Raw genomic sequence first — 15,349 nt, forward strand, 5'->3', positions numbered from 1 at the left:
AGCCACAATCCCCATAGCACCGAAATCTGCCCGCGCTTTCCTCCTTGTCAGATTTATCGCCGCTGCAGCTCACGCTGACAGCAGCCACAAACCTTAGACTAAACTGACGTCGAACGAATTAACCGCGTGGGTATGGGGATCCCACGCGGCCTGACAAGATGAAAAATAGTGTGCTTTCACTCACGCCGAATATTATAAGGGCATAAATTCACCGACTCAACGAAATGCCGGTGTTGGGTGCTTTGGAGGCTGATATTTAAGCAGTAACGGCATCAATGCTGTCCAACAGGACCCTTTTGTTCCGGTTTGCTTGGCAAAAGATGCTCGGGAGATTAATGGCGAACGTTTTCACGCGCGTTAAGGTCTGTTCCGATGGCAGAACTTATTTGGACGCCACGTTTGCCGGCGGCTCCAGACCTGAGATTTCGAGGATCAATTTGCGACGGATTGCTTCTGCGAGATCGTCTTCATTCGCCGCAGTTACGACAAAGGCGCCAATACCACCGATTATCTGCTGCTCGTAGATTTCGGCGAGATCCGGATAACGGGCCAGCGTGTCGCAAAACCGGCAAAGGATTGGAAGCCCGTTGATCGTTATGCCAGACGCAACCACTTCCTCTCGTGCGGTTGATATCAAGGGTCCTGAAAAACTGTTCGGGCTGTCACCCGAGAAATCTATAACTTTTCTCCAACCTTCAAAATCGTTCTGCTCTATGAGCCTCTTCGCGTCGAGCAAGGCTGCCCCGATTGCATTTCGCCCATAGGCCTGCCGAGGTGGGCCTATTAATGCGTCAGCAAATACCTGTGCGCTTTTTGCTCCATCGATCTTAGTCCAATCGACAATAACTGCGGTATTTGCAGCCCACTCAACATAGGTCACCGCTATGGCGCCATAAGCTGACTCCTGTATTGCAGCAAGCACGCGAGGATCGGTGATTGCGTCAGCGTATCCTTGGCGCTGAAACTCGATTTCCGCCTCGGTTATTGAACCGGAAGCATCTGCCAGCAAAACGAGTTCCAGTTCCACCTCTTCTGAAAGAGCAGGCAAACCTAATAGGATGAAAAGCACGGACAGGATACGCATACAGAAAGGGTAGCGTATCTCTACAACTTTGAAACCGCTTAACGCCTGATAAGGGTTTTTGTCCTAACAACTTAAATTCCACCCAGTTGGTGGGTGGCAACGAAAGAATCCGAACCGTCGAACCCGCCAGGCCTCGACCTTCAACAAATCTGCTTTACCTCTCTTTCATGCGTTGGATTGCAGTTCTACTTCTCTTTGTTCCCGGGATCGCGTACTCGAATGACTGGGACTCTTTCTCCGAGCCTGGCGCAATCGCGATTATGCGTCATGCGCTTGCTCCTGGCACGGGTGACCCGGCAAACTTCGAAATTGGTGATTGCGCGACACAGAGGAACTTAAACGAGCGTGGTCGGGAGCAAGCACGAGCCATCGGCGCTGCATTGCAGGAGCGGGGCATTAATTTCGACGCGGTGCTTAGCAGTCAGTGGTGCCGAACTCTCGAAACGGCTGAACTCCTCAATGTGGGGCTCGTCAGTGAAGCTCCGTCCCTCAACTCATTCTTCGGCGATTATTCGACACGGGACAGCCAGACAATCCAGACACGCAACCTGATCGCTGAAACCTCGGGTCGTTTGATGCTTGTCACCCATCAGGTGAATATTTTCGCCCTCACGGGGCAGACCACGCGATCCGGCGAGGTTCTAATCATTCGATCCACAGCAGATGACGTCGAAGTTCTTGGCAGCATTATGATACAGCCGTAATTCAAGCGGTTGAAGCAAAGCTTACGTCCACCCGTGGCCAACTGAGATTGTTCACCCAATTTCTAATTCATTTATTTGGTCTTGTCAGAAGAACATGGGTTGAGGAGGGCAAGCCGACGCGCTCCGTCGCTCTCGCCGAATGACGCGAACTTGTTCTGGCATAAAGGGTGGCTCTACTGGCCTAGGTGAGATCGGTTGGAAATTGTCTGACGGTAACCAAATTTGATATCAAGCACCACGCCCTGCTATGCGACCCAGCACAACGGCACTCAGTAAGCCATTTCCTGAAAGATACCCGCTGTCCCCCTTGCCCGAAACACCAGCGGCCGCGCCGCCGCCTGCATAAAGGTTGGTGAATGCGATACCGTCCTCCTTAAGGACGCGCGCAGAGGAGTCGACGCACAAACCGCCTTGGGTGTGGAACAGGGCACCTGTGACGCGGACGCCCATGAAAGGTGGTGCCAAGAGTGGCGGGTTGAAAGACCTGCCGAATTGATCCGTGCCACCTACAGGAATTTCTCGAATGGTTTGCTCCAAAGCCACAGATGGCAGGCCCAGTGCCTTCGAAAGGTCTTCGATTGTCTCAGCGGACCGGATCGCGCCTGTCTCTTCCGCGCGCTTGAAATCTTCGAACTGGCGCGCGATCGCGGCAATGCGGCCGTCGAAGATGGCGAAGGCCTCTCCACCGGGCTGCGCCAGCACCGCGCGGGCGGCCTCAGAATAGCCTTGCGACTCGTCCCAGAAACGATAACCGTCGCGGTTCACCTGTACCCCGCCTTCGGTAATCACTGCCCAGGTTATCAGGATTCCATGTGGGTGCGCGACATTGCCGTGGCCTTGGTAGGCCCCCAGGTTTTGCAGCCCGGCACCCAGCCCCTCTGCCCACAGAACGGCCTCACCCCGGTTACCGCTATGCCCGAACCAGAGCGCATCTTCGATTTGTGGCACGTGCTCGGACACAAGGGCGCGATTGCCACCAAAACCGTTGCAGGCAAGGATAAGGCGGTCGCAGGCAATGGTTTCGACGGTTGCATCCGGGCCGGTCACGGCAACACCCAAGATCTGGTCTTGATCGCGATACAGCGTTGTCGCGCGGCGATTGCAGATGATGTCCAAACCTTCACGCTCGCAGGCGCTGCGAAGCGCGTCGATCAACTCTCGCCCCGAGCGCGTCGGCAGCCCGTGCATCCGACGGCGCGAGTGACCGGGGTAGTCGAAATCCGTAACAACCGAAAAGGGCAGGGCGTGGCGTTCAGAAAGCCAGTCGATGACTTCGGCGGCATTACTGGTCAACAGATCGACCAGTTCTTGCTCGTTCTCGCTGTGGGCCTTCGACTGGATATCGCTGGCAAAGAGTGCAGCATCGTCCGTGATCCCAGCGGCCTGCTGAATCTTTGTGTCCGCAGCAGGGATCAGCCCAGCAGATAAAGCGGTCGAGCCGCTGGGATAAGGTTCGGCCTCGACGACCAGCACGTCCTGTCCTGCCTCAGAAGCCGACAGGGCGGCGACCAGACCGCAAGCCCCCGCGCCGATGATCAGTGTGCCAATCTTCAGATCGAACCGATCCGGTGGAACATCCTCAACCTTGGGTGTCATCATAGCGGGCCCCGGCATTCAGCATCTCGGCGGTTCCAATGACTTCGTTCAGACCGCCGAAATCGAACATGTTCTGTGCGAAGGGCTTGTTCGAGCCGTTGTCTGCAAGGCTCTGATAGTATGCCTGAGCAGTTTTGGCCAAAGCCCGAACGATCCCGCCAGGGAAAATGACGATAGAATAACCCTGTGCCTCAAGATCGTCAGCGCCAAGTATCGGGGTCGCGCCGCCTTCGACCATGTTCGCCAAAAGGGGGACGCGCGGGGCAAATCGACCCGCGATGGTCGTCAGTTGTTCGCGGCTTTGCGGAGCTTCGAGAAAAAGAACATCAGCACCAGCCTCCATATAGGTTTCAGCGCGCTCGATAGCAGCGTTGAACCCCTCAACGGCGATGGCGTCCGTTCGGGCTATAATCAGCGTGTCACTGCTGGCGCGCGCGTCAGCCATCGCCGCGATCTTTCCAGCCATTTCCTGCGCGGGGATCAGTGATTTGTCAGACAAATGTCCGCAGCGTTTCGGAAAGGTCTGATCTTCGATTTGCAGCGCGGATGCACCGGCACGTTCATATAGCCGCATGGTTCGCTGGGCGTTCAATGCGTTCCCAAAGCCCGTATCGGCGTCGATGATAACGGGTAATGAGACTCGATCAGCGATCAGCGTCATCGTGTCTGCCATCTCGGACGCCGTGGACAATCCGATATCGGGGCGACCTAGTCGCGTGTAAGCTACGGCGGCGCCGCTCAAATACAGCGCCTCGAATCCAGCTTTTTCAGCCAGCGCAGCCGTCAAACCGTCAAACACGCCCGGTGCGACGAGAATTTCTTTCTTTGTCAGGCGGGATTTAAGGCTCATTTGGCTCCCTCCAGCCAGTTCAACATCTGATCGCACTTTCGCTGGTGCGTGACGGTGCCCAGTGACAGGAGCGTCGCATCATGAACCTCTTGCAGAAAGGCGGCGCATCCGTCTGTCAGCAGAACAGTATCGATATCTCGCAGATGCGCATCGCGCAGAGTCGAAGCAACTCCACCATTGGTCACGATACCGCCGACAATCAGATTTTCGATGCCCAAGGCGCGCATCAGATATTCCAGACGTGTTTGGTAAAAAGCCGAGTAGGCAACCTTTTCGATGACGAAATCGCAGGGTTTCAGCGTATCGACCAGACTATGGCCAAACTCGCCTGGCGCAAAGTCGCCTTTGGTCAGGAACGGGCGTAGTTTCTTCAGGTGTGGTGCAATCAATGGCTCGCCATCGCGGTCGGGTACAAGTGTGAACTGCGCTGAAAAATAACGCCCACCCGCGGCTTGCAACTTTCGTGCCAGAGGGGCGATGCGATCGGGAAGAGCAGCAATTTCTTGAGCCGACTGGCCGGCCCGGCCATAGGCGCCTTCAGGATGGATGAAGTCGTTCTGAAGATCGATGGTCAGCAACGCCGTCTTGCGCGGGTCCCAGGTTTCTGGTTCGCTCATTCAGCCCTCCTCCTGTGGTTCGATGATCGTGTTGCCAAAGGAGTCCACGCGCCCTTGAAAATCTGGTTCGATCAGGACAGTCGTGTCAGGCTGGGTCAGAATGGCCGGACCTTTGATTACCGCGCCGACCGGTAATGACAAGCGATCATAAATGGCTGTGTCATGCCAAGCAGCTCCGAAGTGAACTTTCCGCGTCGACGAGGGCGTGGCTCTGCCTTCGATTGCCGGAGCAAGAGAAGAAAGATCGAATTTCGGTCGCTTGCCCGTTACAGCGCTGCGCAGGTTCAATATGCGTCGCACGCCGTTTTTCAGCAGTCTTCCATAGGTGGCGTTGTAAGCCGTATCAAAGGCCTGTTCGATGTCGGTTTTGCTTGGCGCTGTAACCTTACCGTTTGTCATCGTGACGGTCAGCGGCACCGGCACAGTATGCGTTTGACCCACATAAGCCATATCCAGCTCGAATGAGATCTCACGCTTGTCGAATGTGGTCCGCGATGCGTCAAGCAGCGCCATACCCTGATCCACGTGCTCTTGCATGAATGCGCCCAAAGCAGCTTTGTCCAACTGCGTGACTAGTGTGTTGATCGTCTGTACGAAATCTTGCCGCATGTCGGCGATCACACAGCCCAATGCTGAGGTGACACCGGGGTAACGCGGAATGATCGCGCGGGCGATCCCCACTTCGGCCAGCATTGCCCCGGCATGCAAGGCTCCGCCACCGCCGAACGGCATGAAGGCAAAACGTTTGGGGTCAAAGCCGCGCTCGATACTTACAAGGCGGATCGCTCCGGCCATGCGGGAATTGGCGACGCGCAGGATGGCCTCGGCCGCCTGAAGTCTGGATAAACCCAGAGGTTCGCCGACGTGGACATCAATAGCTTTTCCAGCAGCCTCCACGTCCAGCCTTTCCAGTTTGCCACCAATCGGGTTGTTCGGATCGATTCGACCCAGCACGACATTGGCATCCGTTACCGTCGGGCGATCATTGCCCAGACCGTAGGCGACCGGGCCGGGATTTGACCCAGCGCTTTCAGGGCCGATGTTCAACAATCCGCCCTTATCGACCCAGGCAATCGACCCCCCGCCTGCGCCAATGGTCGTTATTTCGATCATTGGGTTACGTACAACCATCCCAAAATCGATGGAGGTCTGGGCCGACAACATCGTTTGCCCCTGTGATATCAGCGAGACATCAAAGCTGGTACCGCCCATGTCCCCAGTGATCACATTGTCGAAGCCTGCGGATTGCGCGATATAGCCCGCAGCAATCACTCCCGCCGCCGGACCAGACAGCGCCGTACGCACCGGTAGGCGGGATGCTGTATCGACCCCCATGACGCCGCCATTGGATTGCACAACCATGAACTCGCCATCGAATCCGCCGGATTGCAAGGCGTTTTCAAGGCGGGTCAAATAGCCCGAGACTTCGGGCTGCAGATAGGCGTTCAGCGCTGTGGTCGAGAACCGTTCGAATTCACGGATTTCCGGCAGAATTTCTGACGAGGCCGAAACATGAGGGTTTGGCCAAATCTCGCGGACGGCGGCAACGGCGGCAGCTTCGTTTTCCGGGTTGGCATAGGCATTGGCGAACAGGATCGCGATGGCTTTGCATCCTTGCTCTCGCAAGTGCTCTGCTGCTCTGCGAACGGCGACCAGATCGACCGGTGTGCGAATGGTGCCATCCGCCAGCGTGCGTTCCGGCACCTCCAACCGGTCGCGACGGTCCACAACCGGTTCGAAATCCCCGCGCAATCCCCAGGTGCGTGGCCGGTCCCTTCTGCGCATCTCTAACACGTCCCGCAGACCTGCAGTGCAGATCACGCCCGTTCTGGCCCCTTTGCGTTCCAGCAGAGCATTTGTGCCCGCGGTGGTGCCGTGTACCACAACTGAGATCTCGGACAGGTCGTCAACCTCGCGCCCAATCCCGTCAAGAAATCCACCCGACTGGTCCGGGCGCGTGGTGGGAACCTTGGCGACGGACGCGCTTCCGTCCGCTTCGTTTAGGACAAAAACATCCGTGAACGTGCCCCCCACGTCCACGCCGATCATACGTCCGGTCATGGCTTAGCCTCCCGCCATGTGGTGCCGTAGACCTGGTCCGCCTGTTCAGCACTTACAAGCCCGCGCGCCACATCCTTGGCGATTGCTTCAGGGGCGCGGCTGCCCGCAGAGCCGTAGCCGCCGCCGCCGGGTGTCTCAAGGCGAACCGCTTGTCCTTGCTTCAAATTGATCCCTCTCATTTTTGAAACAAGAGGCGGCGCCTTCCACCCATCGTCTTGTTCATAAGTGAAGACGTTCATCGCTCCGTCACCACCATGGGCGATACCCTTGGGAGGGAACTTGCCGCGTTCGCCAAACAGAAACGCCTGAGCGCCATTTTCCTCAAGAACTTCAATTTCGTAGACAGCGCCAAGCCCGCCCCGATGCGCACCTGCACCTGCGCTGTCGGGGCGTAGAGCCCACTGACGGAACATGACAGGATAGGCGGCTTCAAGAATTTCCATCGGCGGGATCGTCGCCGTCGAGATCGGAGCGTTACCGTGGTTCAGCCCGTCGCTTTCGATCGAGCCGCCGTGGCCCCCGCCGTAAAAGCTGAACATCACCCATGGCTGTCCGTTAGAGCGTTTCCCAGCGATGGAAAGCGCATTGATCGTACCGTATGCATTGGCGACAACACGATCCGGTGCAGCGTTGGCAAAGGCCGAAAATACTACATCGATCATTCGCAAAATAGTTTCCGTGTATCCACCGGTTGGGGCAGGGAACTCGGCCGACAACAGGCTGTCTGCGGGCACGATTACTTCGATGGGGCGCATCACGCCGGCGTTGGCAGGCAACGCCGGAAAGACGTGTTTTATGGCCACATAGGCGGTTGCAACGGTGGTGGGCAGAGCGATGTTCACAGGCCCGGCGCATTGAGGGGATGAGCCTGTGAAATCCAGCACCATTTGATCGCCCTTGATCTCAAGCGTCAGTTTGATGCGAAGCGGGTCATCGGTGATACCGTCGTTGTCTAGGAAATCTTCGGCCTCCCAGCGACCGTCCGGCAATTCCTGCAACTCGGACCGCATAAGCACCTCGGCCCGATCACTGAGCGCTTCAAGAGCGGCAGAGACTGTTTCAGCTTCGTATTCGTCCAGCAACTCGTCCATCCTCCGAACCCCAAGATCCAGAGCACCTAGTTGCCCGTTCAAGTCCCCCATCGCCGATTGAGGCAGACGGGTATTGCGCAGCAGAATGTCGATTATGTCCTGATTAACCTCACCTTTACGCGCCAATTTTACCGGCGGCAGAACAAAGGCTTCCTGGAAAACCTCGGTCGCAGCCGGGTTATAGTTTCCGGGCACCGCACCGCCCACGTCATGCCAGTGCCCAACTGACGCGAGATAGCAGAACAACTTGCCATCGCGGAAATAGGGACGCACCAGGCGCATGTCAGACAAGTGTGTGCCGCCGATATGCGCATCGTTGAAGATATAGATATCGCCGTCTTCCAGATCCTCTTCCGCTGCGGCCTTTTCGATCACCGCTTTGACAGCAAAGGACATCACCCCCACGAAGATTGGCAATCCGGATTTGCCCTGAACCAGAGTGTCGCCCGTTGTTGCAGAATACAGACCATGGCTGGCGTCATGCGCCTCGGCGATGATCGGGTTGAAGGCTGCCCGAAACAGGGTTGCATCCATTTCGTCGGCGATCTGTTCCATGCGGCCTGCAAGAACAGAAAGAGTAATTGGGTCAATCTCGCTCATGCCTGTGCCCTTGTTTCTGCAATATCGTTCCAGACATCCTGACGTGTGATCAGATCATTCTGAATCTCGAACCGGTCAATGAAGCGGATGCCTTCGAATTGTGAACCATCGGTCCATTCACCGGACAACGTACCCCGGCAATAAACAATCGCAGCGTCGCCATCGCTTTGCATGGCGTCGAACCCCTCGTAGGTTTTCGCGATCCGGCTATACCGGTTTGCCGCCCAACTCCTGAGATCCTCCAGATCACGCATAGGCGCGGTTCCGGGAAATTGCATCACGAAGTCCGAGCTGAGCCTTTTGCGCGCGCTTTCAAACGCGCGGTCACTCATTTCAGACAAAAAGGCCCGCACGATGTGTTCGGGGTCCTGTTTGGCCCGAGCTGGCAGTCTGCTCTTGCCGCCGCGATAGTAGTTCTGGTCGGAAATGTCGTGGATCACGACGGTCACAAGCTCTGGCGCAGCAGGCACTACGAATCGCACAGCATTAGTCAGCGTCACGCCAAGTCGTTGTTTTTCTTGTGTACTATAGCCCTCGATCACATGCAGTTCGACGATCGGCATGCAAAAGTTCCTCCGGTTGTTGTATTATCTGTAATACAGCTCACTAAATAATTGTAAGACTATTTTTCGAGAAGAAATAATACTAAAGCTTGATTTTCCAAGTTCCGGTTTTACGATTGAAGGTGCTGTGATAGGGGAATCAACGGGTGAACAAGATCAACGCGGCCAATCTACCGGACGGGACTAAGGCGCAACGCGTCTACCTGCATCTGCATGATCAAATCACCGAAGGACAGCTTTCGGCAGGCGAAACCCTGCCCGGTGAGCAGCGGTTGGCCGAGAAGTTCAGCGTCTCACGCGTGACCATAAGGCGGGCGCTGGACGCGCTTTCACGAAATGGCCTGATCGAACGTCAAGCAGGCAGCGGCACCCGGGTTTCCGGCCGATCTACCCTTGGGGCACCTGCGGCGATGGATTTCAACACGCTTATGCCGCAGCTGGTCGAAATGGGGCAAAGCACTGCCGCGCGGCTATTGTCCTTTTCGTACGGCAAGGCTCCGGAGGTGGTGGCGTCGGCCATGGGGCTACCGAGCGACCAGCAGGTGCAGATCGCAACGCGAGTGCGCCTGACTGATGATGTGCCGTTTTCACACCTGACGACTTACGTTCCCGCTTCGATTGCGCAGAACTACTCGGAAAGTGACCTCGCCACGACACCGCTGTTCAAACTTCTGGAGCGCAGCGGTGTGCAAATTGAAGAGGCACATCAGACCGTTTCCGCAACTTTGGCAGGGCCTGATGTGGCCGAGGCATTGGGCGTTGCAGTCGGTTCGGCGTTGTTATCGTTGAAGCGGATCGTTCGGGACGTCGAAGGTAATGGTGTTGAGTATCTTTCCGGCCTCTATCGCTCTGACATGTTTCGGCTCGAAATGCCTTTGGCGCGCGTGGGAACCGGTTCAGCCCGGCATTGGGAACCTGCGATTGGACGCAGCGAGGAGACTGGGAAATGAGCGCACCGCGCACCATGCTCGACAAACTTTGGGCCTCGCACGAGGTTCTGAGGCGCGAGGATGGTGTTTCGTTGCTTTGGGTCGATCGACACTTTGTGCATGAAGGGTCGCATCATGCCTTTGCCAAGCTGGCAGAGCGTGGCTTACCCGTGGCGGAACCGGGCCTCACCTTTGCGGTGGCAGATCATTACGCGCCCACACGCGACCGGACCAGGATTGCCGATCCAAAAATCGCCCGAATGATCGAAACTTTGCGAAACAACGCGTCGCACCACAACCTCAGAATTTTCGATCTCAGTGATCCGTCGCAGGGCATCGTTCACGTGATAGGGCCCGAGTTGGGTCTGACATTGCCCGGGCTGCTTATCAATTGCGGGGACAGCCACACATCCACTCACGGGGCATTTGGCGCGTTGGCTTTCGGGATTGGGGCGACAGAGGTAGCGCATGTGTTGGCGACACAGACGGTTTGGCAGCGAAAACCCAAGGCAATGCGCATAAACGTCGAAGGTCGTTTGGGGTTCGGCGTTACGGCCAAGGACATTGCCCTCAACTGGATCGGGCAATTGGGCAGCGGCGGTGCGCAAGGCCATGCGATTGAGTACGGAGGTCAGACGATCCGTGATCTGTCGATGGAAGGGCGCATGACACTGTGCAACCTCTCAATCGAAGGCGGGGCGCGGTTTGGCATGGTGGCACCGGATGAGGTAACGCTTGCTTACCTTAAGGGGCGTGAATACGCGCCTTCGGGCGCAGACCTAAAGAGCGCCCAAAAGGCGTGGCGCGGTCTGATCACGGACGAAGGGGCTGTTTTCGATCGCGAGGTTACGCTGAGCGCAACTGACATTGCGCCGACTGTGACGTGGGGCACCAGCCCGGAACAGGCCCTGCCCATAACGGCCAGTATTCCCAGTCCAGACCCCACCGATCCAGCCAAGTCAAATTCTGTGCGCGAAGCTTTGGATTACATGGCGTTGAGACCGGGGCAGCCCTTGGACGGTATCCCGGTGGATCAGGTCTTTATCGGCTCGTGCACGAATGGGCGTATTGAAGACCTTCGCGAGGCTGCTTTGGTTTTGTCGGGACGCCGGGCGCGCGTGCCGGGGCTTGTCGCGCCCGGTTCGGCGCGGGTAAAGGCACAGGCCGAAGCCGAAGGGTTGGACAGGATATTCCAAGATGCCGGGTTGGAGTGGGCCGCGTCAGGTTGCTCTATGTGCGTTGGCATGAACGGAGACGTTGTGGCCGAGGGCAAACGCTGCGCATCCTCGACCAACCGCAATTTCCGTGGACGCCAGGGACGCGGCGCGCGAACGCATCTGATGTCCCCGGCGATGGTCGCCGCAGCGGCCGTGACAGGGACAATCACGGATGTTAGGCCGCTTTTGCAGGGCAGGGCAGCGTGATGGCGGGGTGGAGCACTCAAAAGGGGCACGCCCTAGCACTGGCGATCGACAATATCGACACGGATCAGCTTATCCCGGCGCGTTTCATGTCAGTCCCGCGCAGCGAGGGGTATGGCCGGTACCTTCTGCACGATATGCGGCGGGACGATGATGAACAGCTGAAAGCAGACTTCCCGCTGAACCGCCACGAGGGGATCAGCATACTGGTTGCCGGACATAACTTTGGCAGCGGATCGTCACGTGAGGCGGCGGTTTATGCGCTGGTCGACGCAGGCATTCGTGCGGTCATCGCACCCAGTTTTGGTGACATCTTCGCCAACAATGCCATCAATAATGGCCTGCTACCCGCGCGAGTGGATGCCGAGAAGGTGACGCAGCTACAGCATGCGCTGAAAGATGCCCCAGTCCTTGCTTCGATTGATCTGACCGAGAACCGACTAACCATTGGGGATATAACAGCGACCTTTGAGCTGGACGAAGGATGGCGTGTGAAACTGATCAACGGCTGGGACGACATCGACCTGACCCAGCAGCATACGCAGGCAATCAACGCTCATAGGGACAACCGCAACCGGGCCGCCCCTTGGGCCTGGCCGAACAAACCGGATTAGGACACGTCGCGCAAAGACGACGCAACACGGGTCAAGAGACCTGAAATTAGGGGAAGCCAGGAAAATGCCCCTGAAACAAGTGGAGGATTAAATATGAAGATGAACGCATTGGCTGGCCTCATGGCAGGGGCCGTGATCGTCGCCGGAACGGCCAAAGCCGAAGAAACGATCTCGGCGGTGCACGCCTTTCCCGAAACGCTGATCTATACGCAGAGTTTTCTGGACTTTGTCGAAAAAGTTAACGAAGCGGGCAAAGGGGTCATTCAGATTGACGTGCGCGGCGGGCCGGAAGCCATTGGCATGTTCCAGCAGCCCGATGCGGTGCGCGACGGAATTGTTGACATGGTTTACACTCCAGGCTCCTTCTACGGTGGCGCGCTGCCCGAGAAAGACGCGATGGTCGCGTCGAATCTGACCGCGATTGAAACGCGCGAAAATGGCGGTACGGAACTGATCGATCAGATCCACCAGGACAAAATGGGCCTGAAATACCTCGGCTGGTTCGATAGTGGCGTCTGCTACAACCTTTGGACCCGCAACGAGCCTAGTTTCGATGCCGACGGCAATCTGGAAGTTGAAGGGCTGAAACTGCGCGGCAACAACGTCTACAACGCTTTCTTCACCAACTATCTTGGTGCGCAAGTGATCGACCTGCCCACGGGCGAAGTATATTCGGCCCTGCAACGTGGTGTTGTTGATGCGACCGGCTGGACTCAGATTGGCCTGATCGACCTGAAATGGAACGAGTTCCTGAACTACCGCATTGAGCCATGCTTCTTCTCGACCGATCTCGGCGTAATCGTGAACCTCGACCGCTGGAACTCGCTGCCTGAAGAGGCGCGCACGATCCTGCAAGATGTGGCGATCCAACACGAAAAGGACAGTGTTGAAGCCCTGCGCAGCAAACGCGACGAAGACTTTGCGGCCCTTGACGCAGCAGGCATGACGGTTGTTAGCCTGGAAGGTGAGGCAAAGGCGAACTACCTTGCGGCGGCCCGTGAAAAGACATGGGAGCGTATGAAAGGCCTGATGGCCGAGCAGCCCGGCGGCACTGATAACTATGATCGCCTGATCGAGCTGTTCTACGATCTCGACGCTGCGAACTAAGACCACTGACAGGCCCGCCCCAGACTGACGGGCCTATCACTTTTCGGGGCAGAGCAGGCGGGATGATGAAAAGGACCTATGACGCAGTGCTGTTTGGCATGGCCATTGTCGCTGGCCTTTTGCTGGTTTGGCTGATGTTATCCGTCATCACGTCAGTTCTGATGCGAAATGCCGGGCTGCAACCCTTTGCATGGCTTTTTACATCTGCCGAATACGGGCTTTTGTACATGACCATGTTGGGTGCGCCGTGGCTGGTTCGGGAAAAGGGCCACGTCCACATCGAACTGGTGACGGCCGCGTTGCCAGTTGGTTTGCGCCGGATTGTCAGCAGAACGGTGGCAACCGCCTGCGTGCTGGTCTGCCTGATCCTCGCCTGGCAAGGGGCTGATCTGGTCCTGACAAACATCGAGCGCGGGGACTACGACACCCGCGCTTACTATTTCCCTCGATGGATGCTGACTATCGCCTTTCCGCTATCGTTTGGAATGATGGCGATCGAGTTTTCGCGCTTTGTCTTCGGGCCTGAGCTGATGCACAGCGGAGAAGCAGGGATACACGAATAATGGAGTGGTACGAAGCGCTTGCCCTGCTGCTTGGGTCAATAGTGTTCCTGATGGCCATCGGAATGCCCGTGGCGCTGGCTTTTCTGGCGGCCAACATTCTGGGCGCTTGGGTTTTCATGGGGGGTGAGCGAGGTATCACGCAACTTCTCAACAACGGGCTGGGCGCACTGACCAAATACGCGCTGATGCCAATCCCGTTGTTCCTGTTGATGGGCGAGATATTCTTCCACACCGGGTTGGGCGGGCGCATGTTCAGCGCGATAGACAAATTGCTGGGCCGCCTGCCGGGACGGCTGAGTTATGTGACCGTTCTGGGGGGCACTGCGTTTTCAACCTTGTCAGGGTCGTCCATGGGCTCAACCGCGCTTTTAGGGTCGCTTATGGTGCCGGAAATGAACCGCCGCGGATACAAATCGTATATGAGCATTGGACCAATTTTAGGAACGGGTGGCTTGGCGATCATCATCCCGCCCTCGGCGCTGGCGGTTCTTCTGGCCACGCTGGCACAGATAGACGTCGCAGCCTTGCTGATAGCCGGAGTCATTCCCGGTCTGTTACTCGCCTTGTTCTATATTGGCACGATCTGGCTTCAGACCCGGCTGGATCGCGACGCAGCGCCAGCCTACGATGTCGAGCCGATGTCATTGGCATACCGCCTGAAACTGCTCATGACTGAGGTCGTGCCGATGGTTGGCGTCATGGTCGTGATTATCGTCTTGATGATTCAAGGCTTTGTTACGCCATCCGAGGCAGCAGCGTTTGGCGCATTGGGCGTGTTGATCCTGGCCGCCATATTTCGTTGCCTATCATGGGAGGCGATCCAAAAGTCGGTCATCGGCGCCCTCAAGGTAACGTTGATGGCCTATTTGATTGTCTTTGGCTCGGCCACGTTCAGCCAGCTATTGGCTTTTTCCGGAGCGTCTCGGGGCTTGGTGAATTGGGCCATCGCGTTTGAACTTGCCCCACTGGCCATGCTGACGGTGATGTTCGCTGTCTTGCTGCTTCTTGGCATGTTCATGGAGCAGATCTCGATCATGTTGCTGACCGTGCCAATCTTCTTTCCACTGGCGCAGACGCTCGGGTTTGATCCGATCTGGTTCGGTCTGATCATGTTGCTTTCGCTCGAGATCAGCTTCACCACACCACCATTTGGGTTGCTGCTGTTTGTGATGAAAGGCGTCGCGCCGCCCGGCACCACGATGCGCGAAATCTATACGTCGGCATTCCCGTTTATTTTCTGCTCGATCCTGCTGGTCGTCCTGCTGATCATTTTCCCAAACATGGCACTGTTCTTGCCATCCTTATGAGACTTGCTTCTGTGGAAGACGCGTGAATGCTCTTGTGAAGTTCGCTGACCGACAGTGCGCACGTGTTTTTCGACGATATTCAGGCAGGACCCTGCGAGCAACCCGCGCTGAGCTCGCTTTGAATGAAAGCAAACGGCAGGTTTGTCTAAGGTTTGTGGCTGCTGTCAGCGTGAGCTGCAGCGGCGATAAATCTGACAAGGAGGAAAGCGCGGGCAGATTTCGGTGCTATGGGGATTGTGGCT

At 56.9% G+C, this 15,349-nt stretch carries 14 protein-coding genes; 7 read left to right on the plus strand and 7 right to left on the minus strand.

Annotation, left to right across the window (positions count from 1 at the left end; all coding sequences use genetic code 11):
* Positions 1-382: 382 nt before the first annotated feature.
* Entirely contained in the window at positions 383-1,084 is a 702-nt protein-coding gene (locus tag AVO44_RS20295) for a DUF1194 domain-containing protein (RefSeq protein ID WP_068341258.1), read from the minus strand.
* A gap of 167 nt (positions 1,085-1,251) precedes the next feature.
* On the opposite strand from AVO44_RS20295, the gene AVO44_RS20300 reads away from it, so the two are divergent.
* Positions 1,252-1,788, plus strand: a complete 537-nt coding sequence (locus AVO44_RS20300; RefSeq protein WP_068341261.1) for a histidine phosphatase family protein — start codon at positions 1,252-1,254, stop codon at positions 1,786-1,788.
* Between the two features lie 228 nt (positions 1,789-2,016).
* On the opposite strand, the gene AVO44_RS20305 is transcribed toward AVO44_RS20300, so the two are convergent.
* Genes AVO44_RS20305 through AVO44_RS20330 form a run of 6 tightly spaced genes read right to left on the minus strand, consistent with a single transcriptional unit; the run spans position 2,017 to position 9,166 of the window.
* On the minus strand, positions 2,017-3,387 hold the full coding sequence (locus AVO44_RS20305; protein WP_068341263.1) for an FAD-dependent oxidoreductase: 1,371 nt from the start codon (positions 3,385-3,387) through the stop codon (positions 2,017-2,019).
* Complete coding sequence (locus AVO44_RS20310; protein ID WP_068341267.1) at positions 3,368-4,234, minus strand: isocitrate lyase/PEP mutase family protein; 867 nt, start codon at positions 4,232-4,234, stop codon at positions 3,368-3,370. Before AVO44_RS20310 ends, AVO44_RS20305 begins: the two co-directional genes overlap by 20 nt.
* Positions 4,231-4,851 (minus strand): cysteine hydrolase family protein, encoded by a 621-nt coding sequence (locus AVO44_RS20315; RefSeq protein WP_068341270.1) that lies wholly within the window; start codon positions 4,849-4,851, stop codon positions 4,231-4,233. Before AVO44_RS20315 ends, AVO44_RS20310 begins: the two co-directional genes overlap by 4 nt.
* The gene (locus AVO44_RS20320) at positions 4,852-6,912 is read right to left on the minus strand and encodes a hydantoinase/oxoprolinase family protein (RefSeq protein ID WP_068341273.1); all 2,061 of its coding nucleotides are present in this window, start codon (positions 6,910-6,912) and stop codon (positions 4,852-4,854) included.
* Positions 6,909-8,603: a hydantoinase B/oxoprolinase family protein gene (locus AVO44_RS20325; RefSeq protein WP_068341275.1), complete on the minus strand. Its 1,695-nt coding sequence runs from the start codon at positions 8,601-8,603 to the stop codon at positions 6,909-6,911. Before AVO44_RS20325 ends, AVO44_RS20320 begins: the two co-directional genes overlap by 4 nt.
* Complete coding sequence (locus AVO44_RS20330) at positions 8,600-9,166, minus strand: tautomerase family protein (protein ID WP_068341277.1); 567 nt, start codon at positions 9,164-9,166, stop codon at positions 8,600-8,602. The genes AVO44_RS20325 and AVO44_RS20330 overlap by 4 nt, the downstream gene beginning before the upstream one ends.
* Positions 9,167-9,312: 146 nt before the next feature.
* On the opposite strand from AVO44_RS20330, the gene AVO44_RS20335 reads away from it, so the two are divergent.
* The 6 genes from AVO44_RS20335 (at position 9,313) to AVO44_RS20360 (ending at position 15,107) form a co-directional block, all read left to right on the plus strand.
* Complete coding sequence (locus AVO44_RS20335; protein ID WP_068341278.1) at positions 9,313-10,116, plus strand: GntR family transcriptional regulator; 804 nt, start codon at positions 9,313-9,315, stop codon at positions 10,114-10,116.
* A complete protein-coding gene (gene leuC / locus AVO44_RS20340; RefSeq protein ID WP_068341279.1) occupies positions 10,113-11,519 on the plus strand; it encodes a 3-isopropylmalate dehydratase large subunit in 1,407 nt (468 codons plus the stop codon). The genes AVO44_RS20335 and leuC overlap by 4 nt, the downstream gene beginning before the upstream one ends.
* Entirely contained in the window at positions 11,519-12,130 is a 612-nt protein-coding gene (leuD, locus tag AVO44_RS20345; protein WP_068341282.1) for a 3-isopropylmalate dehydratase small subunit, read from the plus strand. Before leuC ends, leuD begins: the two co-directional genes overlap by 1 nt.
* A 99-nt stretch (positions 12,131-12,229) precedes the next feature.
* Complete coding sequence (gene dctP / locus AVO44_RS20350) at positions 12,230-13,237, plus strand: TRAP transporter substrate-binding protein DctP (protein ID WP_233422047.1); 1,008 nt, start codon at positions 12,230-12,232, stop codon at positions 13,235-13,237.
* Positions 13,238-13,302: 65 nt separating this feature from the next.
* A complete protein-coding gene (locus AVO44_RS20355; protein ID WP_233422046.1) occupies positions 13,303-13,800 on the plus strand; it encodes a TRAP transporter small permease in 498 nt (165 codons plus the stop codon).
* Complete coding sequence (locus AVO44_RS20360; RefSeq protein ID WP_068341290.1) at positions 13,800-15,107, plus strand: TRAP transporter large permease; 1,308 nt, start codon at positions 13,800-13,802, stop codon at positions 15,105-15,107. Before AVO44_RS20355 ends, AVO44_RS20360 begins: the two co-directional genes overlap by 1 nt.
* Positions 15,108-15,349 lie beyond the last annotated feature (242 nt).

Origin of the sequence: Ruegeria profundi, assembly GCF_001507545.1 — a bacterium.
GTDB classification, from domain to species: Bacteria; Pseudomonadota; Alphaproteobacteria; order Rhodobacterales; family Rhodobacteraceae; genus Ruegeria; species Ruegeria profundi.

Bases quoted from the DNA above. Each gene is read 5' to 3' on its own strand.
- AVO44_RS20310 (WP_068341267.1), bottom strand. From the start codon at position 4,234: ATGAGCCTTAAATCCCGCCTGACAAAGAAAGAAATTCTCGTCGCACCG.
- AVO44_RS20305 (WP_068341263.1), bottom strand. From the start codon at position 3,387: ATGATGACACCCAAGGTTGAGGATGTTCCACCGGATCGGTTCGATCTG.
- AVO44_RS20300 (WP_068341261.1), top strand. From the start codon at position 1,252: ATGCGTTGGATTGCAGTTCTACTTCTCTTTGTTCCCGGGATCGCGTAC.
- AVO44_RS20320 (WP_068341273.1), bottom strand. From the start codon at position 6,912: ATGACCGGACGTATGATCGGCGTGGACGTGGGGGGCACGTTCACGGAT.
- AVO44_RS20355 (WP_233422046.1), top strand. From the start codon at position 13,303: ATGAAAAGGACCTATGACGCAGTGCTGTTTGGCATGGCCATTGTCGCT.
- AVO44_RS20360 (WP_068341290.1), top strand. From the start codon at position 13,800: ATGGAGTGGTACGAAGCGCTTGCCCTGCTGCTTGGGTCAATAGTGTTC.
- leuC (WP_068341279.1), top strand. From the start codon at position 10,113: ATGAGCGCACCGCGCACCATGCTCGACAAACTTTGGGCCTCGCACGAG.
- leuD (WP_068341282.1), top strand. From the start codon at position 11,519: ATGGCGGGGTGGAGCACTCAAAAGGGGCACGCCCTAGCACTGGCGATC.
- AVO44_RS20330 (WP_068341277.1), bottom strand. From the start codon at position 9,166: ATGCCGATCGTCGAACTGCATGTGATCGAGGGCTATAGTACACAAGAA.
- AVO44_RS20315 (WP_068341270.1), bottom strand. From the start codon at position 4,851: ATGAGCGAACCAGAAACCTGGGACCCGCGCAAGACGGCGTTGCTGACC.
- AVO44_RS20325 (WP_068341275.1), bottom strand. From the start codon at position 8,603: ATGAGCGAGATTGACCCAATTACTCTTTCTGTTCTTGCAGGCCGCATG.
- dctP (WP_233422047.1), top strand. From the start codon at position 12,230: ATGAACGCATTGGCTGGCCTCATGGCAGGGGCCGTGATCGTCGCCGGA.
- AVO44_RS20295 (WP_068341258.1), bottom strand. From the start codon at position 1,084: ATGCGTATCCTGTCCGTGCTTTTCATCCTATTAGGTTTGCCTGCTCTT.